General features: G+C 61.3%; 16 protein-coding genes and 1 pseudogene. 11 read left to right on the top strand and 6 right to left on the bottom strand.

The window, feature by feature from the left end; genetic code table 11:
* Nucleotides 1–103: 103 nt before the first annotated feature.
* Complete coding sequence (locus NKH03_RS26395) at nucleotides 104–379, top strand: LysR substrate-binding domain-containing protein (RefSeq protein ID WP_352971515.1); 276 nt, start codon at nucleotides 104–106, stop codon at nucleotides 377–379.
* A gap of 13 nt (nucleotides 380–392) precedes the next feature.
* Here NKH03_RS26395 and dsdA read toward each other — a convergent pair whose 3' ends face one another.
* Together dsdA and NKH03_RS26385 are read right to left on the bottom strand one after the other, a co-directional pair.
* A complete protein-coding gene (gene dsdA, locus NKH03_RS26390) occupies nucleotides 393–1769 on the bottom strand; it encodes a D-serine ammonia-lyase (RefSeq protein ID WP_352882083.1) in 1377 nt (458 codons plus the stop codon).
* A 20-nt stretch (nucleotides 1770–1789) separates the two neighbouring features.
* A pseudogene (locus tag NKH03_RS26385) lies at nucleotides 1790–1975 on the bottom strand (hypothetical protein); the annotation flags it as partial.
* Here NKH03_RS26385 and NKH03_RS26380 point away from each other — a divergent pair.
* Nucleotides 1937–2614, top strand: coding sequence for a C-terminal helicase domain-containing protein (locus NKH03_RS26380; protein ID WP_352971513.1), 678 nt, complete (start codon nucleotides 1937–1939; stop codon nucleotides 2612–2614). The pseudogene NKH03_RS26385 and the gene NKH03_RS26380 sit on opposite strands and share 39 nt — an antisense overlap.
* Nucleotides 2615–2772: 158 nt before the next feature.
* On the opposite strand, the gene NKH03_RS26375 is transcribed toward NKH03_RS26380, so the two are convergent.
* The 4 genes from NKH03_RS26375 to NKH03_RS26360 all read right to left on the bottom strand — a co-directional run bounded on the left by NKH03_RS26375 (nucleotide 2773) and on the right by NKH03_RS26360 (nucleotide 5922).
* Nucleotides 2773–3411 (bottom strand): hypothetical protein, encoded by a 639-nt coding sequence (locus NKH03_RS26375; RefSeq protein ID WP_352881278.1) that lies wholly within the window; start codon nucleotides 3409–3411, stop codon nucleotides 2773–2775.
* Nucleotides 3408–3935, bottom strand: coding sequence for a gamma-glutamylcyclotransferase family protein (locus NKH03_RS26370; RefSeq protein WP_352881280.1), 528 nt, complete (start codon nucleotides 3933–3935; stop codon nucleotides 3408–3410). The genes NKH03_RS26375 and NKH03_RS26370 overlap by 4 nt, the downstream gene beginning before the upstream one ends.
* A 780-nt stretch (nucleotides 3936–4715) precedes the next feature.
* Nucleotides 4716–5219: a cupin domain-containing protein gene (locus NKH03_RS26365; RefSeq protein ID WP_352881282.1), complete on the bottom strand. Its 504-nt coding sequence runs from the start codon at nucleotides 5217–5219 to the stop codon at nucleotides 4716–4718.
* A 25-nt stretch (nucleotides 5220–5244) separates the two neighbouring features.
* Nucleotides 5245–5922, bottom strand: a complete 678-nt coding sequence (locus NKH03_RS26360; protein ID WP_352971511.1) for a peroxiredoxin-like family protein — start codon at nucleotides 5920–5922, stop codon at nucleotides 5245–5247.
* A gap of 415 nt (nucleotides 5923–6337) precedes the next feature.
* Between NKH03_RS26360 and msuE the strand changes: the two genes are divergently transcribed.
* The 9 genes from msuE (at nucleotide 6338) to NKH03_RS26315 (ending at nucleotide 15899) form a co-directional block, all read left to right on the top strand.
* Nucleotides 6338–6898: an FMN reductase gene (msuE, locus tag NKH03_RS26355; protein WP_352881286.1), complete on the top strand. Its 561-nt coding sequence runs from the start codon at nucleotides 6338–6340 to the stop codon at nucleotides 6896–6898.
* 34 nt (nucleotides 6899–6932) lie between these two features.
* The gene (locus tag NKH03_RS26350; RefSeq protein ID WP_352971509.1) at nucleotides 6933–8102 is read left to right on the top strand and encodes an acyl-CoA dehydrogenase family protein; all 1170 of its coding nucleotides are present in this window, start codon (nucleotides 6933–6935) and stop codon (nucleotides 8100–8102) included.
* Between the two features lie 22 nt (nucleotides 8103–8124).
* Nucleotides 8125–9249, top strand: coding sequence for an LLM class flavin-dependent oxidoreductase (locus NKH03_RS26345; RefSeq protein WP_352971508.1), 1125 nt, complete (start codon nucleotides 8125–8127; stop codon nucleotides 9247–9249).
* A gap of 63 nt (nucleotides 9250–9312) precedes the next feature.
* Nucleotides 9313–10374 (top strand): ABC transporter substrate-binding protein, encoded by a 1062-nt coding sequence (locus NKH03_RS26340; RefSeq protein WP_352881291.1) that lies wholly within the window; start codon nucleotides 9313–9315, stop codon nucleotides 10372–10374.
* Nucleotides 10375–10385: 11 nt separating this feature from the next.
* Nucleotides 10386–11405: an ABC transporter permease gene (locus NKH03_RS26335; protein WP_352971507.1), complete on the top strand. Its 1020-nt coding sequence runs from the start codon at nucleotides 10386–10388 to the stop codon at nucleotides 11403–11405.
* A complete protein-coding gene (locus NKH03_RS26330) occupies nucleotides 11399–12196 on the top strand; it encodes an ABC transporter ATP-binding protein (protein ID WP_352881295.1) in 798 nt (265 codons plus the stop codon). Before NKH03_RS26335 ends, NKH03_RS26330 begins: the two co-directional genes overlap by 7 nt.
* A gap of 26 nt (nucleotides 12197–12222) precedes the next feature.
* The gene (locus NKH03_RS26325) at nucleotides 12223–12744 is read left to right on the top strand and encodes a YcnI family copper-binding membrane protein (RefSeq protein ID WP_352881297.1); all 522 of its coding nucleotides are present in this window, start codon (nucleotides 12223–12225) and stop codon (nucleotides 12742–12744) included.
* The gene (locus NKH03_RS26320; RefSeq protein WP_352971506.1) at nucleotides 12741–14387 is read left to right on the top strand and encodes a copper resistance CopC/CopD family protein; all 1647 of its coding nucleotides are present in this window, start codon (nucleotides 12741–12743) and stop codon (nucleotides 14385–14387) included. The genes NKH03_RS26325 and NKH03_RS26320 overlap by 4 nt, the downstream gene beginning before the upstream one ends.
* A 177-nt stretch (nucleotides 14388–14564) precedes the next feature.
* On the top strand, nucleotides 14565–15899 hold the full coding sequence (locus tag NKH03_RS26315; protein ID WP_352971505.1) for an LLM class flavin-dependent oxidoreductase: 1335 nt from the start codon (nucleotides 14565–14567) through the stop codon (nucleotides 15897–15899).
* Nucleotides 15900–15904: the final 5 nt, after the last annotated feature.

Genomic DNA, 15904 nt, shown 5'->3' with positions numbered 1-15904 from the left:
AGCCGTGGCACGCTGATCAGCCCGGCCCCATGCCGGAGAACGCGGCGACCAAGCCGTCAGCTACACCACTTCCTGGGACACGATCTCCGAAACCTACACACGAATGCTCGCCGATGCCTGTCAGGCAGCCGGCTTCAAACCAAACATCGTCGCACGCTGCAAGGGTTTCGAGGTCACGATTGCCATGATCCGACAGGGGTATGGCATTTCGATACTTCCTGGGCTTCGGGCCAGTCACGACCTCGAAGACGTATGGGTATGCAAAGTCGTTCCGGAAATCCGGCGCAAGATTTTCCTAGCGTTCCGAAAGGGAGAGAAACGAAGCCCGGCGTTGCAGATCTTCATAGACGAGATAACGCGCAAGCCGATTCTGTCATAAGCCGCCGCGAGGATTACCCCAAAGCAGCGGCAGCACGACCATTCGAACCTGTGCCGATCTCAGAGCCCTCGGCAAGAGCTTCCGCTTGCTGCAGGAAGTTCTTGAACTGCTCCTGCGGAACGAATGAACCGCCCGTGGTCCAAAGAATGTGGGTCGCACGAGACATCTTCGCCTGAAGGCCTCTCTCCCGCTGGAATCGGCGTCCAGCTTCATGTCGGACGATGAAATTCGGTCCAATCAGCGCCGCGGCCGCAGATGGCTCCAGCTTCTGACCCTGAGTTAACCATGCCGCACGTAGCAACCTGAACAGGTCGTCGTCGGCAACCGTGAAAATGCCTGCCAGCATTTCGCGCATCACTGTTGCCACGAATGACGACATTCGCGCGACCGCCATGCCATCAGCTTCGGTTCTGTTGGTCAGGCCGATATCATAGACCGAGACGAGTGCCTTGGACCCGGACATCATATGCGCAAGTGCGCATGGCGACTGGGTAGGCTCGACAAAGAAGGCGTGGACGTGGTCACCAAGAATGGCTTTTGCGCCGTAGGCCACGCCTCCGGGGGCCCCGCCTATACCGCAAGGCAGGTATAGAAATAGCGGATGATCCGCGTCGACCGGGATCCCCAGATCTGCAAGTTGCTCTGCTAGTTCACCCGCTGCGGCACTGTATCCCAGGAAGAGGTGACGCGACTGTTCATCATCGACGAAATAGATGGTTGGATCCGAGGCGGCTTTGTCCCGTGCGTTCTCCACCGCGGTTGTGTAGTCAGCTTCGTGCTGAACGACTTCAACGCCAAGACGGCGAAGGCGCTCAACTTTCCAAGCCTTGGCATCCGACGACATGTGCACGGTCGCCTTGAAGCCCAGGGCGCGGGCGGCGATTCCGACACTCAGTCCGAGATTGCCAGTACTGCCGACGGCGAGGGTATAGGCTGAGAAGAGTGCCCGGGCTGGGTCGTCGGCCAGCTTCACAATGTCATCGTCGTCGGAGAGAAGTCCGGTCTTTCGGGCGAGCTCCTCGGCAAATAGGAAAACCTCATAGACACCTCCCCGCGCCTTGATGGAGCCAGCCACGGGGAGATGACTGTCAGCCTTGATGAAGGTGCGGCCGAACTCTCTCGATCTGTAGCCAAGGGCCTCATGCAATTCCTTGAGCTCAACAAGCTCAGATCGAATCCGTCCTGACGTCGCCTTAAGTTCGGGGAAGCACGCCGCCAGCAGGGGCGCCAATCGCGCCCAGTTTCTACAAGCATCGGTTACATCGTTGGGCGAAATCGGAAGCTCAGCGTCACCGATGGCTCCATTGCGATACAAGGGATTGAGCCAAAGGGTCGGCTTCGCGGCCAGAAGATCGGCGCGGGCGGGATCTGTGGGCAGCCGAACTTTCATATTGGAATCCTTGGATGTCGCTAGTGTTTCAAGACACGGGCCAGGAACGAGCGGGCTCGATCGTTTCTGGGGTTGTCGAAGAACTCGTCGGGTTCGCCGATCTCAAGGATACTGCCCTGATCAATATAAACGATGCGGTCGGCCACCTCCCGGGCAAACCCCATCTCGTGCGTCACGATCATCATCGTCATACCGTCGGCCGCCACGCACTGACCGTCCATAAGGCCCAGGGCAGCGAGTTCGACACGGTGTTCGTGGTTCTGCCCAATCCCTGCAGAATCCTGTCCCGCGAGCTTCTCTACACGGCGCTGACCCGTCAAAGCCGACGACTCGTGATCCTGTGTCAGGGCGACCCGCATCGGCTGGTTGATTTCCGACACCTGTCCGACGCGGCCCGCCGCCTTACCAATCTATTCGGACCACCTCGACCGATCGTAGTTGGAACGCGGATTTTTGATGGCAAACACATTCACCGCTCACGCCGCGGCGAACTGATGATCTCCAAATCGGAAGTGATAATCGCCAACGAGTTGCAAAGCGCCGGTCTTGATTACGCCTATGAACGTCCACTCATCGTCTCTGACGGCAGCCGTCGATATCCTGACTTCACGGTCGAGGACGCGGTAACCGGCAGCATCTGGTATTGGGAGCATCTCGGCATGAAGGGAGATGCCGAATATGATCGGAAGTGGGCGCTCAAGCTCCAGTGGTATCGGGACAATGGGATCCTGCCAGAAGAGGCGGGCGGTGGCCCCAACGGCATCCTGGTAACTACCGAAGAGCTCGACGGTATCCAGACTGACCAGATCATGGCGCTGATCGCGAAGATCAAGGATGGTGTCTAGGGTTGGCCTCCTTACTCGCGTATAGTCTGCGGGGGCGAGCCTCGGATGGTCGCGGCGGCGTTCGCGGGTCGGCGGCTAGAATGTCATAGGACTCCAGCGGAGACATAGTTGTCAGTTTCATTCACGCTGGGGCGCCAATTGGCCAGAGAAGATTCGAACTAGCCCTCGCAAAGGCTATCGAATTTTCGAATGAAGGCTTCTTGAAGGGACCTGTTGGTCGTGAGCTGCCGTCCGTACGATTTGACGAAATCATTGAAGGCAGGTTGCAGACGATTCCGATAAATGGCCGGAACGCTTGTATCGATAGCCTGTTTAGCTGACGGGTCTACCTGTATACGCCATCGCCCTTTTGTCCGCGCTTCATGTAACAGCCCACACCGGACACAGGCATAAAACTCCCTAGCGGTTCCCGCGCGCGCAAACATAGTTTTGAAGGGCTCATTTGCTTCAAGGAAGCCAACAAACATATTGCCACTATCCGAATATTCATCAGCTCCCAACGGGGGGTCGCCTTTTCGCCGATAGCGGTAAGACTTGCCCACGAGCGTAGAGGCCAGAAATTCAATCAGTGAACAGTGAAGGGTGACGATAGCAAATCCTTCACCCGCCTTTTCCGGCATATTTTCCAATGCCCCAACCGGCTCAAAATACCTGCTGTTCAGACGCGCCAAGAAGAAGTCGCCAAAAGCATCTGTCCAGAGCTGCGGGTTCTTCGATCTTGAGAGCCGGCGTCTGGCCGCGGACCAATCGCCTACCGTCTTGTCGCCGGCGATGCGGGTATCCCTGTGAAGCCTCACAACGTTGCTCCCAACAGCGCCAGAGCCTCTATCCGCGATGGACGATCCTGGACCGGGTCGCCTGCCGTCTGAGTATTCTCGACTGCAGCGACATACTCCTCCGGCAAAGCGTGTTCGCGCGCTCCGGCCACCACGAGGCGCAGATACCAGTCGTAAGGCTTCAAATCGGGATCGAGAAAGCCATCACTGGCAATGTAGGTGAAGGCCTCAAGCTTTCCCGTTTCATCGCCAGTTCGCACGCGAAACCGTTCCACGCGATCATATCCCTTGCCGGCGCCCTCGAAACGGTCAAGCTGCGATAGCTCGCGTTCATCAAGCTCAAACATCACGCCCACAATCCGCTGCCCAACACGAGTATCCGGGACAAGTGTGGCCTTCCCGGATCCGTCTTGGCCGCGCTTGAAGAATGCGAGCGAATAGTTGCCTGCCGTCGCAACCCCTTTGACCTTTGCCGAAGGGCAACGCGCCTGAAGACGGGCTGTGAGCATATTTGAGCCATAAGCGAAGTACAGCAGCGTAGCCATTTTGAGGAAACTACCACGGAAGCCGGCGGAGACGTATGGACTGCCCGTTGCGCCAACGGACAGACCTTCAAACTACGAATCTGGGGGTCAGGAGTTCGAATCTCTTCGGGCGCGCCATTCCAAGTCGTTGAAATCGTTAACATTTTTGGCGATCAACCGGCAGCGGCACCGGCTTAATTTTTTTTCAGCCGGTTTTGAAAGAACGGACATTCCTTCGAGTTATGTCGCAGCTTGGCGTAGGCGCGACCGGGAAAGGAAGTGAAGCCTGACCCCGTGTCCCCCAAGAGCGGCCACGTTCGAAACCCATGCGGCACCAACTGACCGCCGAGTCGTAACCGATAGAGCGCTGCCCTACCCTGGCCTCGTCGAAATGCTCGTCGGTGCACGACAAGCCTTTGCGCCGGTCGAAAGGAATCGCGTGAAGTGCTTGGTCACAAGCGGATGGTCAGAAGAACGTGACCGGAAATGGGACCAGGACCCACGCGATGGGCGGATGTGGTCGTCATTATGACCGGGACCGCGAAAGTCGAAGAAGCGGGACAGCCAGCGTTCCAGCGGATTTGTAGCTCTCGCTGTGACTTTGCCAACGCTGGGAACTGACCTGCGCGGCAGACCCATCTCCCCGACAACAGATCATGACTTCGAGCCTATGTCGGTATCGGTGGTTGCGTGAACCTGCACCGTGGCGGATACATGCTCACGAACTGAAGCGGTTGGTGGAATGATTAGCGGAGTGAGTGAGGCCTTGGCTTCGTCGCGATTTCTATGAGGTCTGGAAGCTCACCTATGGATTGGATCTATCCACAGCACCTCTTCGGGTGCTTCCACAGGTTTGATGTCCAGATTGACGACCACCGGCTCTTGGCCTGACCTGACAAGAACGCATTCCAGCGTCTCGTCGCGGCTGGCATTGATCTCCTGATGCGGCACGTAAGGCGGCACATAGATGAAGTCGCCGGGGCCGGCCTCCGCCACATACTCCAGGCTCTCGCCCCAGCGCATGCGCGCCTTGCCCTTGACGACATAGATGATGCTTTCCAGATCGCCATGGTGATGAGCGCCGGTCTTGGCGTTGGCGTGGATGGTCACCGTGCCGGCCCATATCTTTTCGGCGCCCGCCCGAGCCTTGCTGATCGCCGCCGCGCGGTTCATGCCGGGCGTCTGCGCCGTGTTGGGGTCGAGCGAATTGCCGGGAATGACCTTTACCCCGTTCTCGCGCCAGTCGACTGGCGCGTGGTCGTGGTCATGCTCATCGTGGCCGTCGTGCCTGTGGTCGTGTGTCAAGATCTTGCTTCCTGTTGTCGGCTGTTCACGCCGCGACGCGGGCGGTGATGGTCTTCAGGGCAGCGATGATATCGACCGGTTCGGTGCGCACAAGCCAGTCCGGGCTGACATCGGCAAATCGCACCGTCCTCGATTGATCGATGATCACCGCCGTCGGCATGGGAAGTTCCCAGGTTCCCGTTCCGGTCACCTCGCCGATCGGGCTGCCGCTTTCGAGCGAAACGCGGCGGGAAGGTTCGTCGAAGGAATAGAGGATGCCGAACCGGCGGCCCAGCGCATTGTCCGCGTCCGTGGCGATCAGGAAATCCAGCCTGTGACGGTCCTTGATGTCGTGCAATTTTTCGCCAACTTGCGGACTGATCCCCACCAGGGTCGCCCCCAGCCTGCTCAGCTCCGGCGCAAGATGCTGATTGTAGTAAGGCAACGCGACATTGCAGACCGGGCATCCCGCGAAGCGGAAGAAGATCAGCACCAGAGGCCCGTTCTCGAGAAGACCCTCCAGCGTAAGTGACTGGCCGTCCACCTCGGTCAACGCGAAGGGCTGAACGGTATCTCCTGCTTTGACGAAGGCCGAGCGGTCGGCTGTATCGACGAGCAGGCGGCGCTGGTCGACATTGATCTTCAACCTGTCGGCCGGCATCGTCAGCGCCCGCTTGGCCTGGAATTCGGCAAGGGTTCCGTTGAGCGATTGCACCTTGGACATTGGTCTTCTCCGTGGTGAAGATTGGACGCCGAAGCGGCGCGGATGATCCGGCCGTCGAGTTTCGTTCAGGATAGGTGGCCGAGGCCGCCGCGCGAGAGAAGAAATTGCGCGAAGGGTTTCGCCGCGCAACGAATTGTCTATTTCGGGCGGCCAAGCCGAGGCCAGTTTTCCATCGAACGATCGGGCACGAACTGGCATCTACCAAGCAGCAGTCGGTCACAAGATGCGCGCGTCCGGCTGGGCTCGGCCGCAGGCATGATTTTCTAACAGACAGCAAACATTCGAAACGACAGCGACTCCTTCTCTCTAAAATCTATAAATATTGTAGACATTAAGACGCCTCGGCAGCCATTCGCTCGCGCAGTCCGGTGTTCGTTCGAAAAACTTGGAACTTTCAACGACAAAGGGGGCCTGCATGTCTCACGCAAAACTGGTCGGCCTGATCGGCAGTTTCAACCGTCCCTCCAAATCCTACGCTCTGGTAGAGGCGGTCGCAGGGCTTGCATGCGCCCGATACGGTCTTCGCTCTAGACTCTACGACCTGGCCGATATCGGTCCTTCGCTGGGCAACGCCCGGCGCTATGATGATCTCGACGCGGGCGCGCGGAAAGCCATGCAACACATCATCTCGGCCGATGTGCTCGTCGTCGGGTCGCCGACCTACAAGGGCAGCTATACCGGGCTCTTCAAGCATTTTCTCGATCTGATCGATCCGCTCGCCCTGCAAGGCAAACCGGTAATCCTGACCGCCACGGGCGGCGGCGACCGCCACGCGCTGATCGTCGAGCATCAGCTTCGCCCGCTTTTCGGTTTCTTCATGGCGCATACGCTGCCCAGCGCCATCTATGCGGCAGACAGGGATTTCGACGACTACCGCCTCGTCTCGCAGCCCGTTCGCCATCGTGTCGAACAGGCTGTAGCCGAGCTTGGTCCGTTCTTTCCGCAAGCATTGCATCACGCCGTGGCTGCCGAGTGATGCCGTCGTCTATTGCGGCAGAAGGGATGCGTAGATGACGGTTACCCCGCTTCGTCCAAGGGCTGCAACGACCGCTCGCAAATCCGTCGAGGCGGCGGCTGAATTGGCGCGAACATTTGCCGAGACCGCCGGCGACTTGGATGAGAGTGCCGCATTTCCGCACGAGAACATTTTTCGGTTGCATGATGCTGGTCTTATCGCCCTGACGGCGCCGGTCGAACTCGGCGGCGGCGGGGCGGGTCTCGCCGAAGCATCTGAGGTAATCCGCGAAATCGCCCGCGGCGAACCGTGCACCGCGCTTATCCTGATCATGCAGTACATAAACCTTGCCACGCTGCCAGGCGGGCGCTGGCCCGAACACCTCATGCGCAAGGTGGTCGGCGATGCCGTCGAGAACGGCGCCTTGATCAACGCGTTTCGCGTCGAGCCAGAACTCGGCACGCCGATACGAGGAGGGCTCCCGGCGACAACGGCGCGGCGCACGGCCGATGGCTGGTCGATCAGTGGCCGAAAGATCTATTCGACGGGCGTGGAAGGCCTGAGCTGGGCGATCGTATGGGCGAGAACCGAGGAAGATGAACCGCGTGTCGGCGGCTTTCTGGTTCCCGCCAATGCGCCTGGACTGCGCATCGAAAAAACCTGGAATCCACTCGGCATGCGCGCCACCGGAAGCCACGACGCCGTGCTGGAAGATGTGCGTATCCCCCTCGACCATGCCGCCGACATTCGTCTTCCGTCTGAGTGGGATACGCGCGGCGAGGGACAGGCCGCATGGTTCGGCACGCTGCCGGGCGCGCTCTATACCGGCGTCGCGCAGGCAGCGCGCGATTGGCTGGTGCGCTTTCTGAAGGAGCGCGTGCCGACCAATCTCGGCCAGCCGCTGGCGACGATCCCACGCATCCAGCAGGCGGTTGGGGAAATCGAGGAATTGATCGCCGTCAACCTCCGGCTGATCGCATCAGCGGCGCGCGATGTCGACGAAGGGCGTCCTTTCACCCTGTCGGCAGCCGGCCTGATCAAGGTGGTCACGACGGAAAACGCCATTGTCGCCGTCGAAAAGGCGCTGAAGCTTACCGGCAATCACGGCATCTCACGCCACAACCCGCTCGAGCGCCATCACCGCGATGTGCTTTGCGGTCGCATTCACAGCCCGCAGGAAGACACGGTTCGGCTCGGCGCCGGCCGCCTTGCGCTCGGTATCTGACCAGCAAACGACGGAGGTTTTCGTGCCAGTCGAATTCATCGGTTACATCGGAAATTTCAACGCATCGGAGACGATCGCCCGTTCCGGCCCAATCATCAGCCGCGAACACATCGCCGCTGCCGCCGCCATCCACGAGAATGGCGGGTTCGACCGGGTGCTGCTGGCGTTTCACTCCACGTCACCGGAAAGCATCCTCGTCGGCCAGTATGTGACCAGCATCACCCGGAAACTGAAATTGATGATCGCGCATCGGCCGGGTTTCACGGCGCCGACGCTTGCCGCGCGCCAGTTGGCGACATTGGATCATTTGAGCGGCGGCCGGGTCTCGGTCCACATCATCACCGGCGGCAACGATCAGGAGCTGGCGCAGGACGGCGACCACCTGACTAAGGACGAGCGCTATGCCCGCACGAGCGAGTATCTCGACATTGTGCGCAAGGAATGGACCAGCGAAAAACCGTTCGACTTTGAGGGCAAGTATTATCGGATCGCCGGCGGCTTCTCGGAGGTCAAGCCGCACGGCCAAGATGGCATCCCCGTCTATTTCGGTGGCTCCTCCGACGCGGCGATCGCAGTCGCCGGCAAACATGCCGATATCTACGCCTTGTGGGGCGAGACCTATGCGCAGGTTGCCGAGACAATCCAGCGCATCCGCGCCGCGGCGGACGCTCATGGCCGCGCGCCGCGCTTCAGCCTGTCGCTGCGCCCGATCCTGGCAGATACGGAGGAGGCGGCATGGGCGAAAGCCGACCGTATCCTGCAGCGCGCCAAGGCCCTGCGCGCCAGCGCTTCAGGCGAGCGCCTGATCAACGTCAATGCCAAGAATGGTGTCAGCGGGCCCCCTAACGAAGGTTCGCGCCGCCTGCTGGCGGCGGCCGCGCAAGGCGCGCGCCTCGACAAGCGTCTGTGGACGGAAATCGCAGCGCTGACCGGAGCCAGCGGCAATTCGACCTCGCTGGTCGGCACACCCGACCAGGTCGCGGAGGCGATGCTCGACTACTACGATCTCGGCGTCACCACCTTCCTCATCCGCGGCTTTGATCCACTCGAAGACGCCTTCCACTACGGCCGCGATCTCATCCCGCGCGTGCGGACGCTCGTGGCGGCGCGGGACCGCGCCGCGCCGCATGTCCAGGCGGCCGAATAGTTCCCAGGCGCAAGGTTGGCGGCCCCCACTAATCCAGCACGGCATCCTCAAGGAGAATCGAACATGACCTGGAAGACTTTTGCATCGGCAGGCAGCAGTTCCCTTATCGGCGGGCTTGACCGCCGCTCGTTCCTCAAGACGGCGGGAGCGCTCGGGCTTGCTGCGCCGCTTGGCGCGGTGTCCGCAAGCAGCCTCTGGGCGCAGGCCGTGGCACCGGCCAGCGAGCTGAAGAAGATAAAGTTCGCAACCAACGCCTCGGCCATCTGCCTGGCGCCGGTGTTTGTCGCGCAAGAGCAAGGCATCTTCAAGAAATACGGGCTCGATGTCGAATTGGTCAATTTCGGCGCCTCGACCGAAGCGCTTCTTGAAGCCATTGCCACCGGTAAGGCCGATGGCGGCGTCGGCATGGCGCTGCGCTGGCTGAAGGCCCTGGAGCAGGGCTTCGATGTGAAGATCACGGCCGGATCGCATGGTGGCTGCACGCGTCTCGTCGCGCTGAAATCGAGCGGCATCACCGATCTCAAGCAGCTCAAGGGCAAGACGATCGGCATTTCCGACCTCGCCAGTCCCGGCAAGAATTTCTTCTCGATTCTGCTCCACAAGGAAGGGCTCGATCCGATTGCGGATGTCGAATGGCGCCAGTATCCCGGTGAGCTTCTGCAACTCGCCGCCGAAAAGGGCGAGATCCAGGCCATCGCGGACGGCGACCCCAAGGCCTATTTCTGGCTGCAGGATCCGAAATACATCCAGGTCGCGTCGAACCTCGACCACGGCTTCGAAAACCGCGTTTGCTGCATCGTCGGCCTGCGCGGCAGCCTGATCCGCGATGATCTCCCCGCCGCGCAGGCGCTGACCCGTGCGCTGCTCGAAGCGCAGGACTGGACTGTTGCCAAGCCCCAGGACGCCGCCAAGGCCTTCCTGCCGAATGCACCCAAGGACAAGACGGTCGACGAGCTCGTCGGCGTACTGCTTTCGCAGACGCACAATCACAATCCGGTCGGCGCCGATCTGAAGCAGGAAATCGCGCTCTATGCGCAGGAGCTGCGTGACGTGCAGGTGTTCAAACAGTCGACAGATCCGCAGGAGTTCGCTGAGCGCGTTTATGCCGACGTGCTGACGGCGTAGGAGATGCTACGATGACTTCGATTGATCCATCGCTTTCCGGGCATTCTGAAACCTCTCCTCTGGAGGGAGCTCCCGCGCGAACCGGTGCGGGCATATGGGTGTTCGGGCTGGCAGCAGCGGCCAGCTGGGTCGGCGTGGCCGCGCTGATCGAACTCTGGCCGGAGATCATCCCGCAGCCTTACGGCCGGGAGCTGGCGATCATTTCGCTGGTGATCGCGCTCGGACTGATCGTCGTCGCGGCAACGGGGCGGCTCTTTGGAGCCACCGCAATCACCACCCGCTATTATGGACCCTGGTTCGTCGCAGCCGCGATCGTTGTCGGGGGCTGGGAGATCGTGACGGCAAAGACCGGCGTTTTGCCCGTGCCCTTCTTCTCGTCGCCGCAGAGCATTCTGGAAGTGTTCTTCGACGATTGGGGCCGGCTTGGCATCAGCGTCTGGTATTCGGTGCTTTTGCTGGCGAAGGGCTATTTCTTCGGCGCTGCCGCGGGCTTCGTCACCGGCGTGACCATCGGCTGGTCGCGGGCGGCGAGCTACTGGGTGCATCCGCTGTTGCGGCTGATCGGACCGCTGCCGGCGACGGCCTGGCTACCACTCGCCTTCTTCATCTTTCCGACCAGCGGCTCGGCCAGCGTGTTCCTGATCGCGCTCGCGACCGCCTTCCCGATGACCATCCTCACCTGGTCGGGCATCGCCAGCGTCAACCGGGATTATTACGATATCGCCCGCACGCTCGGCGCAAAGCCATCATTCCTGATCCTGAAGGTCGCGATACCGGCTGCTCTCCCGCATGTGTTTGTCGGACTTTTCATGGGTCTCGGCACGTCCTTCGCAGTGCTCGTTGTCGCCGAAATGCTCGGTGTGAAAGCAGGCCTCGGCTGGTACCTGCAATGGGCTCAAGGGTGGGCCGCCTATGCCAACATGTATGCGGCTCTTCTGGTAATGGCGCTGATGTGTTCGAGCCTGATAACCATTCTCTTCAGAGTGCGCGACTGGACGCTTTCGTGGCAGAAGGGCCTGGTCAGATGGTAGCTCTTGCAACGAACACCATTGCAGCGTCCGCCGCTGCCGGCCAGAAGATCGATATCCAGAGCGTCTTCCATCAATTCGAGCTCGAGGGCGAGCCGCTGCCGGTGCTCGACGGCATCGATTTTTCGGTGGAGCCAGGATCGTTTGTCGCGCTGCTCGGCCCGTCCGGTTGCGGTAAGTCAACGCTGCTTCGCCTTCTCGCCGGGCTCGACCATCCGACCAAAGGTGACTTGAAGGTTGATGGTGAAAACGTCGGCGATCCGGATCCCTCGCGCATCATGGTCTTCCAGGATCCGACTTTGTTTCCGTGGCGCACGGTGTGGGACAATGTAGCGCTTGGCCTCGAAGCCCGAGGTATCCTGAAAAAGTCGCGCCAGCGTGTCGATGATGCCATCCAGCTCGTTGGGCTTGACGGCTTCGACAAGGCCTATCCGCATCAACTCTCAGGCGGCATGGCGCAGCGTGTGGCGCTGGCCCGCGCCTTGGTGAACGAGCCGCGCCTGCTGCTGCTCGATGAGCCTCTGGGCAAGCTGGATTCGCTGACGCGCCTCACCATGCAGACGGAGCTTGTTGGGCTTTGGCAGCGCGCCGGACTGACCGCCGTTCTCGTCACGCATGACGTGGAGGAAGCGCTGTTCCTGACCCAGCGTGTGCTGATTTTTGGCCCGCGCCCGGCGCGCATCGTCGCCGATCTGAAGGTTGATCTTCCCTATCCGCGCCATCGCGGTGACCCGCGCCTTGCCGAACTTCGGCGCGAAGCGCTCGGCCATCTCGGTCTGGCGGCGACCTGGTAACCGAACACGGATTGGAAGCCCCGATCATGGAGAAACTGAACCGCAGCCTACGCGCCGCCCTTGCAGCCGCCGCTTTTGCGATTTCGTTGCCCGCCAGCGCTCACGTCACTTTCGAGAACAAGGAGGTGGAGGCAGGACGCCCCGTCAGGTTCGTGCTGCGCATTCCGCATGGCTGCGCGGGTTCGGCGACAACCGCCATACGAATTGCGATTCCCGACACGCTGAGCGGCGTGACGCTCGAGCCCAAGCCCGGCTGGACGCTTTCGGCCGCGACCGGCGATGCGACACCTGTTCAGGTCGCGGGCGCCGGCAACGGCAATGGCGGCCTGCAAGAGAAGGAGATCGCCTGGACTGGCGGCAGGTTGGAGAACGGCCAGCACGACGAATTCATCTTTTCGGCGACGGTCAGCGCGCAGGCTGGCACGATCTACGTTCCGGTCGTGCAGGAGTGCGAGAAGGGCGTCGAACGCTGGATCGAGATCCCGCCGGCCGGCGGTTCGTCCGAAGACCTCAAACATCCGGCGCCCTCGGTCCGCGTCCAGCCTTGACCCTGCCGACCAGAGCGGCACTCCTGGCGAAGGCAATGGTGGCGATCTTCGCCGCCATTTTCGTGCTGGGGTTTTGCGCCGGCTCGGCTTTTGCCCACGCGACGTTGATCACGGCCGAGCCCGCCGACGGAGCGGTTGTGCCGGTTGCCCCGCAAGCCGTTACGCTGCGTTTCTCCGAGCCGGTACGACCATTGGTCGCGCGGCTGATCCATCCGGGCGGACACACCGAAATCCTGAAAGACATCGATGACAGGGGCTCGGTCATCGTGCTGACCCTGCCGCCAAACCTCGAAAGAGGCACACATATCCTGTCCTGGCGCGTGGCATCGTCCGACGGCCATCCGATCGCCGGCGGGCTGCTGTTCTCGGTCGGCGCGCCGAGCGCGGTTGCCCCGCAGGCCGTCCAACAATTCGATCTCCCGGTTCGGATCGGCCTCTGGTCGGCACGATTTCTGCTGATGCTCGGGCTGATCGTTGGCGTCGGCGGCGTGGCCTTCGAGGCCCTGATCGGCCGCTCTGGCCCAGGACAATGCCGGATCGTGACGGGGTCTCTCTTCCTGGGCCTGGCCGCGACGCCAGTGCTCATCGGGTTCCAGGGCCTCGATGCGCTGGGCGAATCCGTTCCAGCCCTGACCCGGTCCGAAGTCTGGAGTGCCGGCCTCTGGGCAACGAGCTATGGCCGCTCCACGTTGCTGGCGGCGACGGCACTGGCCCTCGCCTATGCGGCCGGCGAGGCCGGCCGGACGCGGTTCGGCCTTTGTCTTGCCGCCGTGGCGCCTCTGCTGGTCGGCGTGGCGGTCGCCAGCGCCGGTCACGCCTCGACCGCATCGCCGCGATACCTCACCGTGCCTGCCGTCTTTCTCCATACGGTGTCGGTCTTGCTCTGGATCGGCGCATTGGCGCCACTCGGTATGGTGCTGGCCCGTGGAGATGCCGCAGCGTCTCTCGCGCTCAGGCGCTTTTCATCCGTCATTCCGGTGATCGTCAGCGTCCTCGCTCTGTCCGGTCTGCTGCTTTCCGTCGTGCAGGTGCAAACCGTCCCGGCTTTGTGGAATACCGACTATGGCCGCGTGCTTGTGGCCAAGCTCGCATTGGTTTTCGTGCTGTTCGTGTTCGCAGCGATCAACCGTTTCTATTTGACCGCTCCCGTGATTGCCGGCGACGCCCGCGCGACGCGGCGGCTGACGCGCAGCATAGGGACTGAGATCGCCATTGGGACAGCCATTATCGCCGTACTCGGCCTGTGGCGTTTCACGCCGCCGCCGCGCGCGATCGCGGCAAATCCCGCACTGTTTGAGGCGCAGGAAGTCCATGCCCGGAAGGACGGCGTCGGGGCCAACCTGTCGATCCATCCGCCCATCGTCGGGCCGGTCAGGATCGAGATCCGTGATCTCAATCTCGATGGAAAACCGCTCACACCGATCAGTGTCAGCGTCGATCTCGACAAGCCGTCTTACGGCATCGGCCCGTTCACACGCGACGCGCGCCCGATCGAAGGGCATGGCTATCTCGCAGACGGGTTCGTCTTGCCTCTCGACGGGTTCTGGATCGTGCGTGTAACCATTGTGCTCTCGGAATTCCGGTCGGTGACGCTGATCGACGTCTTTGATGTCCGCAAGAGCGTTCCGACAAAAACTGGATGAACACGCCGAAGCCTCCGCCGGACAGCCGCGCCGGAGAAATCAACTCCCCAATACGCCGCGAATTCGCAATCATATTTCTAGTCTATAGATTTGATAAAATTTAGGTTGATGTGACGTTCGGCCGTTCGCGCAAGATGATTTTCGTATTCGGCCTCATCGACCGAACAGGAGATTGAGATGTCGAAAAAGCGCCAGTTGAAACTCGGGTTCATGCTGCATGGCGTCGGAATGGGATGGGGCGACTGGCGTCACCCGGACGCCGACCCGACCGCGAGCACCAGCTTCGAGTACTACAAGAGGCAGGCGCAGCTCGCCGAAGCCGCCAAGTTCGATTTCCTCTTTGTTGCCGACAGTGTTTTCATTACCGAAAAATCCAGCCCGCATTATCTCAACCGCTTCGAGCCGCTGACGATCCTGTCGGCCCTGGCCGGCGCGACTTCCCATATCGGCCTCGTCGCCACGCTCACCGCCAGCTACAGCGAGCCCTTCAACGTCGCGCGCCAGTTCGCCTCGCTCGACCACATCAGCGGCGGTCGCGCCGGCTGGAACGTGGTGACCTCATGGCTTGAAGGCAGCGCGGTCAATTTCAGCAAGTCCTCGCATCTGGCGCACGACACGCGCTATCGGCTTGCCGCCGAACATCTCGATGTCGTCCAAGGTCTGTGGGATTCCTGGGAAGACGACGCGCTCGTTCACGACAAGGCGAGTGGCGTGTTCTTCGATCCGGCAAAGCTTCATCCGCTCAATCACAAGGGCGAGTTTTTCCAGGTCAAAGGGCCGCTCAACATCGCCCGCTCGGCGCAAGGCCAGCCCGTGATCTTCCAGGCTGGTGCTTCCGAAGACGGCAAGAACTTTGCGGCCAAGCGCGCCGACGCGATCTTTGTCCACCATGACGATCTCGACGAGGGCAAAACCTACTACCTCGACACCAAAAAACGCGCTGCCGGTTTCGGTCGTGATCCCGACGAACTCGTCATCCTGCCCGGAATCCGCCCGGTGATCGGGTCGACCGAGGAGGAGGTCGAGCGCAAATACCGGGAATTCGCCAACCTGACCTCCATCGAGAACGCGCTGTCGATGCTCGGCCGCCCTTTCAACGACTATGATTTTCTACAGCACGACCTCGACGCGCCGTTCCCGGATGTCGGAGCGCATGGGGCGAACAGCAACCAGAGCACATCGCGCAAGATCCTGGAAACCGCGGCGCGGGAGAACCTTACGCTTCGCCAGGTCGCGCTGCGCTTTGCGACGCCGCGCACCGAATTCGTCGGGACGCCGGAGCAGGTCGCCGATGCGCTCCAGCGCTGGCTGCAAGAACGCGGCTCCGACGGTTTTGTGATCAACGTGTCGTTGCCGAAGGACTTCGACGTCTTTGTCGAGGCCGTCGTTCCAATCCTTCAGGCGCGCGGCATCTACCGCACCGAATACGAAAGCGAGACGTTCCGCGGCAATCTCGGCATTCGCGTTCCGCCCAACCGTTACGCCACGAGTGTCGCCGTGGCGGCCGAGTAAGCCTT

Source organism: Mesorhizobium sp. M1406, from assembly GCF_040317555.1.
GTDB lineage: Bacteria > Pseudomonadota > Alphaproteobacteria > Rhizobiales > Rhizobiaceae > Mesorhizobium.
Note: the sequence above shows the minus strand (reverse complement) of the source record. Positions and strands in the feature narration are given on the sequence as shown.